Raw genomic sequence first — 15,246 nt, 5'->3', positions numbered from 1 at the left:
TCAGCGCTTGCGCGCCAGCGTCAGGCCGTCGCCCAGCGGCAGCAGCGACAGGTCGATGCGCTCGTCGTGGTGCAGCTTGATGTTGAGCGCTTGCAGCGCGGCGGTGTCGTCGCTGTCGGCCCGTTCGGCGACGCGGCCGCTCCACAGCGTGTTGTCGATGACGACTAGGCCTCCCGGACGCACCAGCCGCAGGCAGCGTTCGTAGTAGCCGTCGTAGTTGACCTTGTCCGCGTCGATGAAGGCGAAGTCGTAGAGGTTCGCCTCGCCGGCTTGCAGGTGCGCGTCCAGCGTGGCCAGCGCGGGGCCGAGCCGCAGGTCGATCTTGTCGGCGACGCCGGCCTGCGCCCAGAAAGGCTTGCCGATGCGGGTGTAGTCGTCGCTGATGTCGCAGGCCAGGATGCGGCCATCGGCCGGCAGCGCCAGCGCGACCGACAGCGCGCTGTAGCCGGTGAACACGCCGATCTCGATGGTGTTGCGGGCGCTGGTCAGCTTGACCAGCATGGCCATGAACTGCCCCTGCTCGGGCGCGATCTGCATGGTGGCGCGCTCATGGCCGCGCGTGGCGTCGCGCAGCGCGGCTTGCGCCGGGTGCTCGCGCAGCGAATGCGCCAGCACGTAGTCGTACAACGGGTCGGTCAGGTTGAGTGTGCGGTTGGACATATGGCGTCTCCTGGATTGGGTGCAGCGAGTGTAACAGCGTCACCCAGGCTTGCGCACTGCTAGCCGCGCGAAGCTGGCGACGCTGGCGACCGCCGCGAACGCCGCGGCCAGCGCCAGCGCGTAGCGGGTGCCGTGCGAGGCCGAGAGCATGAAGCAGTAGGCCACCAGCGCCGCGCCGGTGGCCTGTCCGGTCAGCCGCGCGGTGGCGACGATGCCGCTGGCGCCGCCCGCGCGCTCCGGCGGTGCGCTGCCCATGATGGCTTTCAGGTTGGGGGCCTGGAAGAAGCCGAAGCCGATGCCGCACCAGGCCATGCGCCAGCAAATGTCCAGCACCGACGGCTGCGCCGGCATCAGCAGCAGGGCCACCAGGCCGGAAGACAGCATCACCAGGCCGATGCCGCCCAACGCGCCGGGCGCGTAGCGGTCGCTCAGGCGGCCGGCGATGGGCGCCATCACCGCCACCAGCGCCGCCCAGGGCGTCATCAGGAAACCGGTTTCGATCGGCGAGCGGCCCAGCGTGGATTCAAAATAAAACGGCAGCGAGACGAAGGCCATGCTTTGCGCGGCGAAGGTGCAGGCGGCCGTCAGCGCGGACAGCGCGAACAGCGGCCGGCGGAACAGGTCGACCGGCAGCATCGGCGCCGTGTGGCCGCGCTGTCGGCGCAGCAGCAACGCGAAGAAGGCCAGCGTGGCCACGGCTTCCGGCAGCAGCCTGCGCCAGCTTTCCTGGTGGGCGGCGTCGCCGAAGGTGAGGATCAGCAGGCCGAAGGCGAAGGCGTTGAGGACCGCCGTCGCGAGGTCGATCTTGTGCGCGGCGCGTGGCGTATGCGGCAGCGCGCGGCGGCCGAGCAGGATGGCGATCAGCCCCAGTGGCACGTTGACCGCGAACAGCCATGGCCAGGATGCCGCCGCCAGGATCAGCGAGGCCACCGTCGGTCCGACAGCGAACGAGATGCCGACCACCAGCGAGTTGTAGCCGTAGCCGCGCCCCAGCAGCTTGGTGGGGAAGATCGCGCGCAGCATGGCGGTGTTCACGCTCATCAAGGCTGCGCCACCGACGCCCTGCAGCAGCCGCGCGGCGACCAGCGAGGGCAGCGACCAGGCCAGCGCGCAGGCCAGCGAGGAGGCCGTGAAGAGCGCAAGCCCGAACAGGCACACGCGCCGGTAGCCGGCCACTTCGCCCAGCGCGGCGAACGGCAGCAGGGTGGCGACCATGGCCAGCTGGTAGACGTTGACGATCCAGACCGAGGCGGCCGGCGTGGCGTGCAGCTGGGCGGCCATCGCGGGCAGGGCGGTGTTGGCGATGGCCGTGTCCAGCGAGGCCATGCTGACGCCGATGGCGACCGACAGCATGGCCCAGCGCCGCGCATCGGGCGGCAGGCCGTCGCGCGCGGCCAGGGTGGCGTCGGCGCTGAACGTAGCAGACATGAACGATTCCTGTGGATGAGATGATAGGGCCCGTCATTGTGGCGCAAAACGCCGGCATTTGCAGCCGCCAGGCCGGCGGCACGGGATCAGATCGTGGATGCGGACTGCGAGATGTCGACGTCGTTGCTGGCGGCGCGGCGCAGATCGTTGCAGGCCTGGTCCAGCGCGGCGGCCACGCCGGGCAGGCGCTGGGTCACTTCATCCAGGTCGCCGGCGGCGGCTGCCGCCTCCATTTCGTGGCACAGCGTGTGCAGGTGGGTTGAGCTCAGATAACCGGCGCTGCCCTTGAGCGCGTGGATCGCCGCCGCCGCCGCGTGCGCGTTGCCGGCCGCCACGGCGGCGCGCGCCGTGTCCAGACGGCGCGGCGCCTCGTCCAGGAAGGCCTGGGTGATGCGCTGCATGTGCGAGTGCGACAGCCCGGCCAGCGGCATGATCTGCACCGTGGACGGATCGATGCGCTTTTCGATGGCGGGCGCCACGCCGAACTGCTCGTCCAGCGATTCGACGCGCGCGGCCGCGAGGCGCGCCGCGTCGGTGGGGCGCAGCGGACGGCCGCGGCTCAGGTGCTGGGCGATGGTCTTTTCGATCTGGTCGTACAGCAGGCGCTCGTCGACCGGCTTGCTGAGGAAGCCGTCCATGCCGACCGCCAGGTAGCGCGCGCGGTCATGGTCGCTGGCGTTGGCGGTCAGCGCGATGATCGGGATGCCGGGATCGAGCACGCGGTAGTCCTCGCTGCCGCCGCTGCGGATCAGGCGCGCGGCCTGTTCGCCGTCCATCATCGGCATGCGGCCGTCCATCAGCACCAGGTCGTAGGCGGCGGTGCTCAGCGCGTGCAGCGCCTGCAGGCCGTTTTCCACCACGCGGATGTCGTGTCCCATGTTCTCCAGCAGCGTGCTGACGATGATCTGGTTGGTGCGAACGTCCTCGGCGCACAGCACGCGCAGGCGATAGGCGTGGTGTTCCTTGCGCGGCAGGCTGGAAGGATCGATCGCCGGCACCGCGCCCAGCGCCAGCGGCAGCGTGAAGCTGAAGGTGGAGCCGACGCCGACCCGGCTCTCGGCGGCGATCGAACCGCCCATCAGTTCGACCAGCTCCTTGCAGATCGCCAGACCGAGGCCGGTGCCGCCGTAGCGGCGCGTGGTCGAATGGTCGGCCTGCTCGAACTTCTGGAACAGGCGGGGCAGGGTCTCGGCCGGGATGCCGGGGCCGGTGTCGGTGATGTCGAAGCTGACGCTGGTGCGGCCGTCGACCGTCATCAGGGCCGAGGCGTCCAGCCGCACTTCGCCGCGGTCGGTGAACTTGATGGCGTTGCCCAGCAGGTTGAGCAGGATCTGGCGCAGGCGGGTCGGATCGCCGCGCACGTAGCGCGGCATGTCCAGCGCCAGGTCGCAGCGCAGCAGCAGGCTCTTGGCGTCGGCCTGGCCCTGCAGGATGCCGATGGCGTCGTCCACCAGCGCGATCAGGTCGAAGTCCACCGTCTCGATCGACAGGCGGCCGGCGTCGATCTTGGAGAAGTCGAGGATGTCGTTGAGGATGGCCAGCAGCGATTCGCTGTTCTGCAGGCCGATGCGCAGGTATTCCTCGGTGCGGCCGCGCACGGACTGGTCGCGCATGGCGAACTTGATCATGCCGATCACGCCGGCCAGCGGCGTGCGGATGTCGTGGCTCATCGCCGAAAGGAAGTCGATGCGGTGGCGGCTGACCACTTCGGCGTGTTCCTTGGCCTCGGTGAGCTGGGCGGTGCGCTCCTGCACGCGCTGCTCCAGCGTGTTGCGCAGCAGGCGGATCTGGTCGGCCAGCGCGAAGGCCAGCAGCACGCCGTCCAGCGTGCCGCCCAGCAGCGTGAACAGCTGGGCGTTGGTGACCACGGCCGGGATCAGGCCGACGTTGGCCGGCAGGATGAACAGCCCCGGCACCATCAGCGCCACGAAGCCCAGCACGAAGAAGCGCGCCGGATAATAGCCGCGCCGCCAGACCACGATGCCGCTGGTGAGCGCCATCGTCATCCAGATCGAGATGACGATGGTGGCGATGGTGTGGGCGTAGCTCAGGTAGAAGAAGCAGCTCGGCAGCGTCAGCAACGGCAGCACGATGTTGATGCGGCTGAGTTTGTACAGCAGCGGCGAATGCTCCTCCAGCCGCAGGAAGTTCGTGTAGAACATGGTGCTGAGCACCGGCAGCAGGAAGAAGGGTACGTAGTGCCATTGCAGGTTGTGCCAGCCGAACAGGTCCGCCGTCAGGTGGAAGGTCATGCCCCAGGCGATGGCGTAGCACAGCACGTACAGCGAGTAGTACAGCGAGGAGTTGTCGCGGGTGATCGAGTAGATGAAGAAGTTGAACACCGTCAGCGCCAGCAGCGCGCCGATGGAGCCGATGATCAGCACGTTCTCGCGCGCCACCAGCTGCTGGTAGGCCGTGCGCGGCAGCACCGACATCACCGGCGTGCGTGCATAGTAGGGGCTGGCGAAGCGTATCAGCACCTGGTAGCGCTGGCCGGGTTGCAGGTCGACGTCTTTACCGTAGTGCAGCAGATAGGAGTGGGGCTGGCGGTAGCCGGTCAGCATCTGGCGCGCGCTGCCGTCGGGGCCGAACACCTGGATGTCGACCATGTCGATCAGCGTGTCGTTGGGATCGATGACCCAGGCGGGCTGGTGGCTGTCGTTGCGCAGCTCGGCGTACAGCCAGTAGCTGCCGCCCAGCAGATCGACCTTGGGCGCGGGCTTGAGCTGCGCCAGCAGCTTGGGCAGCCCGGCGGCGTCGACCGGGAAGGGCTGGCCTTCGTCCAGGTACAGCTTGCCTGTCGTCATGAGATCGATACTTGCGGTATTCACGCTGATGGCGGCCGGCAACGTCTCGGCGGACGCTGCGGCGGCGGGCGGCAGCTGCCACCAAGCCAGCATCGCCAGCAGCACGACCCATAAGCCACGCGTCAGACCGTAGGACATCTTGCAAGCTTTACTCATTAGTATTCCGAAGGCCGCCGGTCTCGATAAGTTAGGTTTTTTCCATTTTAAACGAGAACTTATTGTTTTATTCAAAAATTGACCTGAGGCATGTAACGATACTTGGCGCGCGCCGGACGAGCCGGGTAAGATGGCGCCTTTGCACCACAGGAGCGCGACCGTGCTTATCTCCCCAGAACAATTCATCGGCTTTCTCAGCGCCGCCTTGCTGATCACGATTTCGCCGGGCCCGGATAATTTGATGGTGCTCAGCGTCGGCATGTCGCGCGGAAGGCGGCAGGGCATGGTGTTCGGCCTGGGCTGCGCGCTAGGCTGCTTGAGTCACACGCTGCTGGCGACGCTGGGCGTGAGCGCGCTGATCAAGGCATCGCCGCTGGCGTTCGGCGCGCTCAAGCTGCTGGGCGGAGGCTATCTGATCTGGCTGGGCATAGGCGCACTGCGCAGCCGTGGCGGTGCGCGTGTCGAGGGCGCCGGCGTGCCGGATGAGAGTTTGGGCAGGCTGTTTGTCAAAGGCTTGTTCGCCAACGCCGTCAATCCCAAGGTGGTGCTGTTCTTCCTGTCGTTCCTGCCGCAGTTCGTCGTGGCAGAGCGGGGCGACGCCAGCTGGCAGACTGCGCAGCTGGGCTTGTTGTTCACCGCGCAGGGCGTGGTCTTGTTCGGTTTGCTGGGGTATTTTTCCGGCGCGGTGGGCGCGTGGATCAACCGCCATCCGGGCGCGGGCACGTGGATGGACCGTGTGGCCGGCACGATTTTCGTCGGCCTGGGGCTGAAATTGATCGTCTCCCGTTGAAAGAGTAAAAAAAGTCTGTTCGCGGCGCTGTTTGTCATCAGCGCGTAATGTTGCGCTGCAATACTGGCTTTGCTCTTTCAAGTCTCTCCCGATTTGAAAACTTTTCGCCCGCGCCTCTTTGTGCTGCGGGCTTTTTTTTTGTCCTTCGCGGCGGGAATTGCACTTGCAACTTTTTCATGTCATTATCAGGACATTAAGATTGGAGCGGCGATTATGAGTGAAATAATTGTTTTGAAGATTTCCGATGATGTGTACGTGGATTTGAATGGCGCGAAGCTGGCTTCGACAAATGAGGTTGCCGAGGCTCTGGGGAAGATCTACGCCGACAATCCAGATGCGACCATTTCGATCGAAGCAGACACATCCTCACACTACGAGGCTATCGGCAAGGCTATTTACGGCAGTCACCGCGTCGGTTTTGTGGGCGAACGGGTTCGCATCCTTGTCGATGGAAAGCTGGTGGAAACCTGACACTGCGGAGGATTACTGTCCGTGAAAGAATTTAGATTTAAAATATTTGGCGCTCTTATCGCCATTACCGGTTCGGAAGGGGCCTGGAAAGCTTTTTATCTTGGGACCGATGGGAAGCGCAGGCCAGCAGACTTTGTGGTGCCAAGTGATATCGCGGAGGATGATCTGTGTGAATATCTGGCGGACTTATATCATGAGAATGCTACGCCTCGAAACTGCGATGCGGTGCGGCTAACGTAAGACGGTGTTTGGCCAGCAGCAGGCGTTCACTTAAAAGAGCCTTGAAAATGAAAATCATTGTGCTTTTCCTAGTCGGTGCGCTCTTGTCAGCCTGCGCGACGTCCAAACAAATTATCGGCCCAAATGGCTCCCCGGCCTATGCGATTAAATGCGGTGCGGCTGCATTGAGCGCGTGCTATGAGAAAGCTGGCGAAATCTGTCCGAGTGGATACAATATCTTGACTAGCGACGGTGCTCGATATCTCGGCCAGCTTGGCAATGCTAATATTTCAGGAGGGTACGGGTCTGCGTCATCCGTACCTATGATTACGCCGAACAACCTATTCGTCGAGTGCAAAGCGGCGAAGTAGTTAAGACGGCTCCAACTGCTACCGGCCAAAAACGGACATGCAATTTCAGGGAAAAATTTGGATGATCATACGAACTATATTCTTTATATTATTATCCGCAATATTTATTTCTGGATGCAATTTTCAAGCTGGAGATTTCTACCAAGACAGGCTGGCGTCCGAGGATGCTACTCATAGACTGCGTAAGCTATACAATGAACAGCGTTTTTCAGAAATCTATGACTTGGGTACGCCCCAAATGCGTGAGTCAGTTAGTAGGGAGGTTTTTGTGCAAAGTGCGACGGAAAGCTATGCTCGTTTTGGCCAGTTCAAAAAAGCCACTGAAGCGGGTACGGCATGTTTGCCGCTTCAAGTACGATTAGTGTATTTGTCTGAATACGAAAAGGGGAAGGTTACCGAAAAACTGGCCTGGGCGATGTCACATGGAAGAGCTGAGTTAATTATGTTTAATATTTCGGAGGGATATGCTCCGCCAACCGAAGAGATAAAAAACCAATGCCCATCCTAGCCTGAAATACAATCGACGGGATCCGGCCAGCAGCAGTCACTCGAAAAAAATATGCGATCTAGCGAATGGATGATTTGAAAATACGGGAATTGGTAAAGAGCCTTGATACGACAAGTGCAGGCGACCAGGAAGCAGCTTGGGCTCAGTTACGCCCGCTTGGCGTGGACGTCGTTCCGTTCTTGGCCGACGCCTATGGCAGCACAAAAAAAGCACAAGGTCGCATAGCTCTCGCCTTTCACACTATTCGTTATGCACGCATTTCACAAGCTGCATTCGAACTAGGTATCCGTGCTCTGAATGACAAAGCGACACTGGTTCGCTATCGTGCGTGCTGTATCTGTGCGTATTCTTTGCGTGCCGATGCGATTCCTCACCTGAAGGAATTGCTCAAGCATTCGGATGCGAAGACTGCTGAGGATGCGGCAGCTGCGATAGATGCTATTAAGAGGAAGAATCATCACTACTTCGTTGACCGCAGTCATTCGGGCATGTCATTCTGGACTGTTAACCCAGAAGACTCCGCCAACTGATGTGGCTTAAAGCCAGCAGCGGTCGTTCGAATTTGTCGAAGTTAAAGGAGCAGTAGTCGTGCTAACGGTAAACGAGGTTATCGACCGTTTCCCCGAACTTGATGGGCAGCCAGTTGAGGTCACCGGGCTGTTGACGTTCGAATTTGAAAATACCTCCATTGGACATTTTCCAAAAGCTGAGCGCAGAGAAATTACCGAGGAAATTGAGCCACCATACTACCAGTCGAGTGTATAGCTTGCCTTTGGAATTGGAAGCATTCAACTCAACGAAAAATTTCTTTCGAAGTGGACCGGTAAGCGAGTATTGGTGACCGGTATACTACGGGGGCCTCGTGGACCGGGGGGCTGCGGACACTTCGGCGGCTGGGGTTGGGAAATTGAGCCCTATTCGATAGAGCGCGTGTAGCGGCAGCCGGCCAACAGCGGACTTTACCAAGTTTTGAAAAATTTAGTCAATAATATTGAAATATTTTTTCTTTGGAAATTTATGAATGACGAGATAGTATTAAAGAAAACTAAGATTTTTTTGTTTTTAACACCTTTTGTTTTGGTTTTCATTATTTTTTTAGGCGGAATTCTTGGTTTTATGAATTTAAAGCATGAAAATATTGCTTATGTTTTTGGAATTCTTCTTTGCTTCGTTGTTGGTTTTATCTATCCTCACTACGTACTTGGACGGTCTGCACAGCTTCTCGGCAGTAGCTGGGTCTACTTTGGCCTACTTCCTATATTATTCGTACCCATTGGAATGATGGTATCTTGGTTACTTCTAATTGAAAAACGTGCAAAATTCAAGGCCCTCGTTGAACAGTGTGCTGGAAGCTGACTGTAACCGGCCAAAAACGGACCATGCCGAATGCTTTTTATCTGCTTTCTGATAGCCTGACACACTTTGCCGAGGCGCAGACGTATATCAACTAAGTAAGAAAAGCGTTAGGCGGAGTTATTTTGTCTAGTGCCCTAATGGTAATTCTTCGAAGATATTTTTATAGGTTATATTTAAAATTTTTTAATGACTAAATTTTTTTCTTTTTTGAGTGTATTTTTTATTCTTTCGGGCTGCGCAAATTATGGTAGCGTTAGGCCAGTAAGAATTGAAGCTAAAAGCATAGAAAATGCTGCGATTCAGCCGGCGTTTGTACCGCATGCGACAAGTCAGATTCGGGGCGGTGTTGGAGTAGCATACACTACCGATCCTAGCTCTCTTAAAAATGTATTAGGACATATTGCCAGTGGAGTTGCTGGCGGAGTTGCCGCAGGAAATGCCGACGCAGGAATTGCGTTCATGATTACCCAGGGAGATGGAACGGATCAGACTGCAGTAGCGCCCTCTCCATTCGGCAAAGGGGTCGCCGTCGACATTCCTAATATTTACTTTAATGAAGTTGTTAGCGGACGAGGTACTCTTCTAGCAAGTAAAAAGACACAGGGTGCCCAGGGAGTTGTCTTGAAACCATCCGTGAATTTAATTTATAATAAAAATGGGGATGTCAATTTGGTTTGTAATTTGTATGTGGAAAATTATGAATCTGGAAAAAGCAGTTGGAATTTTCGATATGTTTTTGTTCAAGCCCATCAATGGAAAGAAGAGTCAAATGCGGTTATAGATGATTTTGTTTTTCATTCAGAGGTGGTTAAATGTTTTAAAGTACTAGATGCAACGTTTAGGGCGCATGCCAGCGGTAGCATTGATAATTCTTTCAAGCCCGCTCGTTTAACATACCAATGGGAATCTTCAGAAGCAACTCTAAAAGGGATGTTTTATAAAAATGAATTACATAGAGTTTACTTGCGCTACACGGCAGATTTTATAGAAATAAGGCCTTTCGAAGGGATTTATTCGTTTAAATTTGATGGGTAACTAAAATAGAAATTTGAAAATTATTTTCGAGTGCGTACGACTAATAATGATGTTTTCGTTTTTGATGCAGATTATTGAAATGTTGAATTAATTACGATTTCCGATAGTCCGAAATGGGGCGAAAACGGACTCGTCCTTGTCGCAGAAATAAGTTAAGTTCGCGCTCTAGATATAATTGTTTATTTTGTCCATACAGGTGTGTGATTTACCAGCTTGTAATTCGTTCCGTCGTAAACATCGCTGGTCAGTTGACCGTCTTTTTTTCTTACTCGTACGTTGAAAAGACGCGGCCCTGTTTCTGGAAGGCCGCCACATTTTTGCGTATGGCGTTCACGCACCACGATCTCGAAGTACAACGGTTGATCGATCACATCGATTGCTCCGCATTCATCTTTCAGCGTGGTTAAACCATATTTGTGGATCGCGGAAATTGCCAGTCTGCTTGCCTCATCCTTGGTCCGTATTTGGCCCGCGTATGCTAATGTCGATACGAAAAACAGTGCTGCCGTCAGGTAGCGGGGTGTTTTCATGGTTTCACCACATTTTTACTTTTCAGCTGCGGTGCGCTGTGCACACGGATGATGGATTTTAACTTCGTCGCATATTGCGGATCCGTGGCGTAACCTCGTCTGGAGACAGCTTCGGCGAATTCTGCCGGATTGGTACGGTGGGCCATGACAGTGGAGTATTTTCGTTGTATTAATGAAGCGTAATCGGCGGCAGCTTCTGCGTAGTTGGCGTATGCGCGAAATTCATCGACCTCACTGATCCGTTTCCCCGATAACGTCACTTCATGCGTGGCGAAGGTGGTCGAGCACCCGGCTGTCGATTTGCCTTTTATTCCAAAATAAGCATTCTCCTTGACTGACCGGCCCCAGTTACTTTCCAGGGCGGATTGGCTGGCTTCATGCAGGTTACTTGGCCACCAGCGTAAAGCGCAGCTCCATCTGATCCTGCACGGCCAGCGCGCCGGCCATCACGGAAAACGGCGTGATGCCGAAATCACTTTGTTTCAGGTTGACGTTGCCGGTGACGGTCATCACGCCTTTGGCGTCGCGGATCTCCACAGGAATGGCCATGCTGCGGGTAACGCCGTGCAGCGTGATTGCCACCTGCAGCGGCTGGCCGGCCGCGCCGCGTTCGGCGTGCACCTGCACCAGCGGATAACGTTCCGCATCCAGCACCCTGGTCAGCATATTGTTGCGGGTGCCTTCGATGGCGTCGGCGGAGGGTTGCTTCTCCAGCCCGGCGGCGATGCGCAGATCGGCCTCGTCGACCGTGAGCTGGTCCAGGCGGAATTGGAAATCGGCCCGGTTATCGGCCGGCGCGACGGTACCGGTGATGTGGCGGCTGGCGACCACATGGTCGTGGCCCAGCCGCGCCAGCAGGCCGCCGCGCCGCACGGTGACGGCGATCAGCGATAGTCCGCTATCGATGTTCAGCACGGCTGCGGCAGGCGTCGCCGGACGGGGCGGATGGGCGATGGAGGCGGCCGGCATCGCGGGCGCCGGGGCTTGGGCGGCGACGGGCGTCTCCTGCGCGGGGCCGGGCAGCTGCGTACACGCGGCCACGCAGCCGCTCAACACGCCCACCTTCAGATATTTATAGAATTTTCTCATCGCTGCGCCGGTAGTCATTTGGCCGTCATAATGCCCGATTATGATGCGTCTCGCTGGTTCCAGCGTGCTCTAGCTGGTCTCCGCGCCCAAGCCGGTGCGGGATTTCACAAAGCATGACTCAGCAGGCTCGCCGGTGGCCTGAAACACCGGCACCATCTCCCTTTAATGAATCCCTAAGCCTATGCCAGTCGATCGCTGGCAAAGTGACACCTGTAGCGCGCGGTTCAAGCCTCGCGCCCGGTTGCCGGACTCCATCAAGCCCGGCACAAATTTCGTCCAGGCGGCACCATCGCCGCCGGACAAACAGCCATCCCCACGCTTTCGAGCGTTTTCGTAACCAGCATCATCTCGCGATGACGCTGGTTTTTTTTTTGCCCAATCAGCCGTGCTTGGCGAGCCAGGCGTCGATTTCCGGCAGGCGCGTGGTGCGCAGCTTCACGCGGTACTGGATCGAGGCGATCGCGGTCCGGGTGTCGCCTTGCGCTTCGGCCGGCAGGTATTGCTTGGCGTAGGCGCGCAGCTTGTCGATCATGGCCGGATCGGCCGAGCGGCCGCCAAGGCCTGGGAAGTAGCGGCTGCGCGAGGTGGCATCGATCTTCTTCTCCAGCTGTCCGTGATGGCCGACGGCGAAGTCGTAGGCCATGTCCGGGTGATGGCCGGCCACGTGGTTCAGGATGGACGCGCCTTCGGTGGCACCGCCTTCGTCGGTCAACGCCAGTTCCAGCGCGCGCTGCGCCAGTGCCTTGTCCTTGACGATGGCAAGCAGGTCATACAGCTCGCTCTTGATCATGGTCGATTTTTCTTCGCGGGCGGCTGCGTGCAGCTGGTCCCAGGTCGCGGCATCGGCATTGGCGGCGATCACGCCCAGGATGGGGCGGCGCAGCGCGGCGGGCATCGCATCCTTGTCGGTGGCCGAGGCGGCATAACGGCGGCGCGCTTCCGCCACCACGCCTTCGTCGCCGACGGCACCCAGCACGTTGATCAGCGTTTCGCGCAGGTTGGCCACCGGCGCGGCTTCATCCGCGGCCTTGGTCCAGCCGACGCGCGCCAGCACCGGCGCCAGGCGCTTGCGCGCGTAGCGGTCCAACGCGGCCTGTTGTTCAGGCTTGCCTTCGTAGCTCTGGTGCAGGGCGGCCAGCGAACCGGCGATCTGCTCCCACACCTGCGGCGCGGCGTCCAGCGGCGCCTTGCTGGCCAGGTCGAGGAAGCTGGAGGCCGGCATCAGGCCCGCCATGCCCAGCGACCAGCTGTCCGACAGCAGGCCCAGTTGATCGATGGCCGGCAGGCCGGCGAAGCTGTCGGTCAGCGCGGCAAACGCCTTCGGCGCGTACAGCGTGCGGTAGTAGCCGCTCTGGCCCGCGTTGACCAGCACCGTGCCGCAACCGGGCAGCGTCATGCTGGCCTTGCCGTTGACGAGGGCGCGCACCGGCGCGCCGCCCACGGTCTGGGCGATCACCGGCACGCGCCAGCTCAACGGCTTCTTGTCGGTCCGGTCCTTGCTGAACTCACCCTGCGTCAGCGCGATGGTGGTCTGCCCGTTTTTGCAGACGGCATCGGCCACGCGTATCATCGGCACGCCAGGTTGCAGCGTGAAGTCGTGCGCGATCGCGGTGATCGGCTTGTGCGCGGCTTTTTCCACTTCGCGCCACAGGTCGTCGGACACCGTGTTGCCATACGCGTGCTTGGCCATGTAGCTGCGCACGCCCGCGCGCCAGGCGTCGTCGCCGACGTAGTTCTCCAGCATGCGGATCACCGACTCGCCCTTTTGGTAGGTGATGCTGTCGAAGGCCTGGCTGGCCTGTTCCACGGTGGCGATGTGCTGCACCACCGGATGGGTGGTGACCAGCGCGTCGCGGCCCATGGCCTGCTCGCGGGTGCCGACGGCGCGCAGCTCCCAATTCCATTCGGGGTGCAGGCGGGTGGTGGTGCGCGATTCCATCCACGAGGCGAAGCCTTCGTTGAGCCACAGGTCATCCCACCAGGTCATCGTGACCAGGTCGCCGAACCATTGGTGCGCCATTTCGTGCGCGGCCACCAGGAAGGAGGTTTCCTTGTCCGACTGTGTGGCGACGCGCGGATCGAGCAGGATCGCGGCTTCGAAGGTGAAGATCGCGCCCCAGTTTTCCATCGCGCTGAAGAACTGGCTGCGGCCCGGCGCGGCGATGTTGTCCAGCTTTGGCAGCGGGTACTTGACGCCGAAGTAGTCGTTGTATTCCTTCAGCACGGCCACCGACGAGTCCAGCGCGAACTGGGCCTGGCCCAGCGAGCCTTTCTGCGTGACGACGCCCAATTCGGTGCCGCCTTCGACCGCGCTGGCGCGTTCGAATTCGCCCAGGCCGAAGAACAGCAGGTAGGTCGACATCTTCGGCGAGGTGGCGAAGCGCACCAGCTCTCGGCCGTCGGCCAGCTTGCTGGTGGAGGCCAGCGGCATGTTCGACACGGCCATCTGGCCGGCAGGCACGGTCGCCTCCAGCGCGAAGGTGGCCTTGTAGAACGGCTCGTCCCACGACGGGATCATGCGGCGCGCTTCGGAGTTCTCAAACTGGGTGTACAGGGCGCGCTTCTTTTCGCCGCCGTTCTGATAGTCCAGCGAGAAGATGCCGGCCGCCTGGGTGCCGATCACGCCGGTGTAGTCCAGCTTGAGCTGGTAGCTGCCCACCGCCAGCGGCTGGGCGAACTCGAAGGTGGCGGTTTGTTTGTCGTTGTCGACGCTGATCTTGCTGGCGGCCAGCGCAGGCTTGCCTGGTCCCGCGCTGATCGCGGCGGCGCTGAATTTCAGGTCGGCGGCGTTGAGGGTGATGCTGTTGCTGGCCTGCTTGATGTCTAGCGCGATGACGACGCTGGCGCTGAAGCTGCTGTTGGCGGCATCCGGCACCAGCGAAACCGCGTAGTGTGTGGGCACGGCGTTGCGGGGAAGCTGGGTGGTGGCCTTGGCGGCCTTGGCGGCCGGCGCGGCGGCCACGGTCAGTGGGGCGAGGCCGGTGGAGAGGCCGAGCAGCGCCATCACGGCGAGCGATATCAAACTGCGTTTCATGCATGATCCTTCAGTAGGGTGAGCCGATAGGCAAACGATATAAACCGTTATTGGCTTCGTGGGCCAACGAGCAATCTACGGCTATCTGGTCACAATGTCAATCTTGGTGGCCGTGGTTCAAGCTATGATGCCGGTATGACCATCCGATGAAAGGAACCACCATGAAGTTCTATACCTCGCCGCGCACCCCCAATCCGCGCCGGGTCGCCATGTTCATGGCCGAGAAGGGACTGGCCGATATCGAGCAGGTGTCGATCGACCTGCTCGGCGGCGCGCACCGCAGCGCCGCGTATCTGGCGAAGAATCCGTTCGGCCGCGTGCCGGCGCTGGAGCTGGACGACGGCCGCATCCTGTGCGAAACGCGCGCCATCTGCACCTGGCTGGAGGGCTACGCGCCGGAGCCCAACCTGATGGGCGACGGCTTCGACGAGCGCGCCTTCATCGAGATGACGGATCGCCGCGTCGAGCTGCATCTGTTCCTGGGCATCGCCAACTGCATACGTCATACGCATCCGGGCCTGGCGATACTGGAGCAGCCGCAGTTCGCCGATTTCGGCGCCTCGCAGGGCGAGAAGATGCGCGACACGGCGCGCTGGCTGGATGGCGTGCTGGCGGGCCAGCCGTTCGTGGCGGGGCAGCGCTTCACCATCGCCGACATCACGGCTTTTTGCGCGCTGGAGTTTGCGCGCGGCCTGATGAAGTTCCGGCCGGGCGCGGAGGGCATGAACCATCTGCAGGCTTGGCGCGACCGCGTTGCGGAACGGCCGAGCGCTTCGGCCGTGTACTAGCAAC

General features: G+C 60.0%; 16 protein-coding genes. 9 read left to right on the top strand and 7 right to left on the bottom strand.

The features are described from left to right. The 3 genes from HUX88_RS04465 to HUX88_RS04455 all read right to left on the bottom strand — a co-directional run bounded on the left by HUX88_RS04465 (position 1) and on the right by HUX88_RS04455 (position 5,051). Positions 1-660 (bottom strand): class I SAM-dependent methyltransferase, encoded by a 660-nt coding sequence (locus HUX88_RS04465; protein ID WP_176360968.1) that lies wholly within the window; start codon positions 658-660, stop codon positions 1-3. Positions 661-699: 39 nt separating this feature from the next. After that, positions 700-2,088, bottom strand: a complete 1,389-nt coding sequence (locus HUX88_RS04460; RefSeq protein WP_176360967.1) for an MFS transporter — start codon at positions 2,086-2,088, stop codon at positions 700-702. Between the two features lie 86 nt (positions 2,089-2,174). After that, positions 2,175-5,051, bottom strand: a complete 2,877-nt coding sequence (locus HUX88_RS04455) for a hybrid sensor histidine kinase/response regulator (RefSeq protein WP_229219193.1) — start codon at positions 5,049-5,051, stop codon at positions 2,175-2,177. A gap of 160 nt (positions 5,052-5,211) precedes the next feature. Between HUX88_RS04455 and HUX88_RS04450 the strand changes: the two genes are divergently transcribed. The 8 genes from HUX88_RS04450 (at position 5,212) to HUX88_RS04420 (ending at position 9,801) form a co-directional block, all read left to right on the top strand. Continuing rightward, positions 5,212-5,841, top strand: a complete 630-nt coding sequence (locus tag HUX88_RS04450; RefSeq protein WP_373886752.1) for a LysE family translocator — start codon at positions 5,212-5,214, stop codon at positions 5,839-5,841. A 69-nt stretch (positions 5,842-5,910) separates the two neighbouring features. After that, positions 5,911-6,312 carry a biopolymer transporter ExbD gene (locus tag HUX88_RS04445; RefSeq protein WP_176360965.1) on the top strand — a complete coding sequence of 134 codons (402 nt, stop codon included), beginning with the start codon at positions 5,911-5,913 and terminating at the stop codon, positions 6,310-6,312. A gap of 21 nt (positions 6,313-6,333) precedes the next feature. Then, positions 6,334-6,552 (top strand): hypothetical protein, encoded by a 219-nt coding sequence (locus HUX88_RS04440; protein WP_176360964.1) that lies wholly within the window; start codon positions 6,334-6,336, stop codon positions 6,550-6,552. A 387-nt stretch (positions 6,553-6,939) separates the two neighbouring features. Then, positions 6,940-7,410, top strand: coding sequence for a hypothetical protein (locus tag HUX88_RS04435; protein WP_176360963.1), 471 nt, complete (start codon positions 6,940-6,942; stop codon positions 7,408-7,410). Positions 7,411-7,475: 65 nt separating this feature from the next. Beyond that, complete coding sequence (locus HUX88_RS04430) at positions 7,476-7,940, top strand: hypothetical protein (protein ID WP_176360962.1); 465 nt, start codon at positions 7,476-7,478, stop codon at positions 7,938-7,940. Positions 7,941-7,998: 58 nt separating this feature from the next. Beyond that, positions 7,999-8,175 (top strand): hypothetical protein, encoded by a 177-nt coding sequence (locus tag HUX88_RS31800; protein ID WP_217916223.1) that lies wholly within the window; start codon positions 7,999-8,001, stop codon positions 8,173-8,175. A gap of 252 nt (positions 8,176-8,427) precedes the next feature. Next, positions 8,428-8,766 carry a hypothetical protein gene (locus HUX88_RS04425; RefSeq protein ID WP_176360961.1) on the top strand — a complete coding sequence of 113 codons (339 nt, stop codon included), beginning with the start codon at positions 8,428-8,430 and terminating at the stop codon, positions 8,764-8,766. 186 nt (positions 8,767-8,952) lie between these two features. Continuing rightward, the gene (locus tag HUX88_RS04420; RefSeq protein WP_176360960.1) at positions 8,953-9,801 is read left to right on the top strand and encodes a hypothetical protein; all 849 of its coding nucleotides are present in this window, start codon (positions 8,953-8,955) and stop codon (positions 9,799-9,801) included. Positions 9,802-9,980: 179 nt separating this feature from the next. On the opposite strand, the gene HUX88_RS04415 is transcribed toward HUX88_RS04420, so the two are convergent. The 4 genes from HUX88_RS04415 to HUX88_RS04400 form a co-directional block, all read right to left on the bottom strand. Further along, positions 9,981-10,331, bottom strand: a complete 351-nt coding sequence (locus tag HUX88_RS04415) for a hypothetical protein (RefSeq protein ID WP_176360959.1) — start codon at positions 10,329-10,331, stop codon at positions 9,981-9,983. Next, positions 10,328-10,690, bottom strand: a complete 363-nt coding sequence (locus HUX88_RS04410) for a glucosaminidase domain-containing protein (RefSeq protein ID WP_229219212.1) — start codon at positions 10,688-10,690, stop codon at positions 10,328-10,330. Before HUX88_RS04410 ends, HUX88_RS04415 begins: the two co-directional genes overlap by 4 nt. A 25-nt stretch (positions 10,691-10,715) precedes the next feature. Continuing rightward, positions 10,716-11,420: a YceI family protein gene (locus tag HUX88_RS04405; RefSeq protein ID WP_176360958.1), complete on the bottom strand. Its 705-nt coding sequence runs from the start codon at positions 11,418-11,420 to the stop codon at positions 10,716-10,718. Between the two features lie 379 nt (positions 11,421-11,799). Beyond that, on the bottom strand, positions 11,800-14,454 hold the full coding sequence (locus HUX88_RS04400; protein WP_176360957.1) for a M1 family metallopeptidase: 2,655 nt from the start codon (positions 14,452-14,454) through the stop codon (positions 11,800-11,802). 161 nt (positions 14,455-14,615) lie between these two features. Between HUX88_RS04400 and HUX88_RS04395 the strand changes: the two genes are divergently transcribed. Further along, positions 14,616-15,242: a glutathione S-transferase family protein gene (locus HUX88_RS04395; protein WP_176360956.1), complete on the top strand. Its 627-nt coding sequence runs from the start codon at positions 14,616-14,618 to the stop codon at positions 15,240-15,242. Positions 15,243-15,246: the final 4 nt, after the last annotated feature.

The organism is Duganella sp. BJB1802 (assembly GCF_013369445.1).
Lineage (GTDB): Bacteria > Pseudomonadota > Gammaproteobacteria > Burkholderiales > Burkholderiaceae_D > Rugamonas > Rugamonas vulcania_A.
This window is presented reverse-complemented; position numbering and strand designations above follow the sequence as displayed.

Excerpts from the sequence above, each read along its gene's own strand:
- HUX88_RS04465 (WP_176360968.1), bottom strand. The coding sequence starts at position 660 with ATGTCCAACCGCACACTCAACCTGACCGACCCGTTGTACGACTACGTG.
- HUX88_RS04460 (WP_176360967.1), bottom strand. The coding sequence starts at position 2,088 with ATGTCTGCTACGTTCAGCGCCGACGCCACCCTGGCCGCGCGCGACGGC.
- HUX88_RS04455 (WP_229219193.1), bottom strand. The coding sequence starts at position 5,051 with ATGAGTAAAGCTTGCAAGATGTCCTACGGTCTGACGCGTGGCTTATGG.
- HUX88_RS04435 (WP_176360963.1), top strand. The coding sequence starts at position 6,940 with ATGCAATTTCAGGGAAAAATTTGGATGATCATACGAACTATATTCTTT.
- HUX88_RS04430 (WP_176360962.1), top strand. The coding sequence starts at position 7,476 with ATGGATGATTTGAAAATACGGGAATTGGTAAAGAGCCTTGATACGACA.
- HUX88_RS04425 (WP_176360961.1), top strand. The coding sequence starts at position 8,428 with ATGAATGACGAGATAGTATTAAAGAAAACTAAGATTTTTTTGTTTTTA.
- HUX88_RS04420 (WP_176360960.1), top strand. The coding sequence starts at position 8,953 with ATGACTAAATTTTTTTCTTTTTTGAGTGTATTTTTTATTCTTTCGGGC.
- HUX88_RS04415 (WP_176360959.1), bottom strand. The coding sequence starts at position 10,331 with ATGAAAACACCCCGCTACCTGACGGCAGCACTGTTTTTCGTATCGACA.
- HUX88_RS04405 (WP_176360958.1), bottom strand. The coding sequence starts at position 11,420 with ATGAGAAAATTCTATAAATATCTGAAGGTGGGCGTGTTGAGCGGCTGC.
- HUX88_RS04400 (WP_176360957.1), bottom strand. The coding sequence starts at position 14,454 with ATGAAACGCAGTTTGATATCGCTCGCCGTGATGGCGCTGCTCGGCCTC.
- HUX88_RS04395 (WP_176360956.1), top strand. The coding sequence starts at position 14,616 with ATGAAGTTCTATACCTCGCCGCGCACCCCCAATCCGCGCCGGGTCGCC.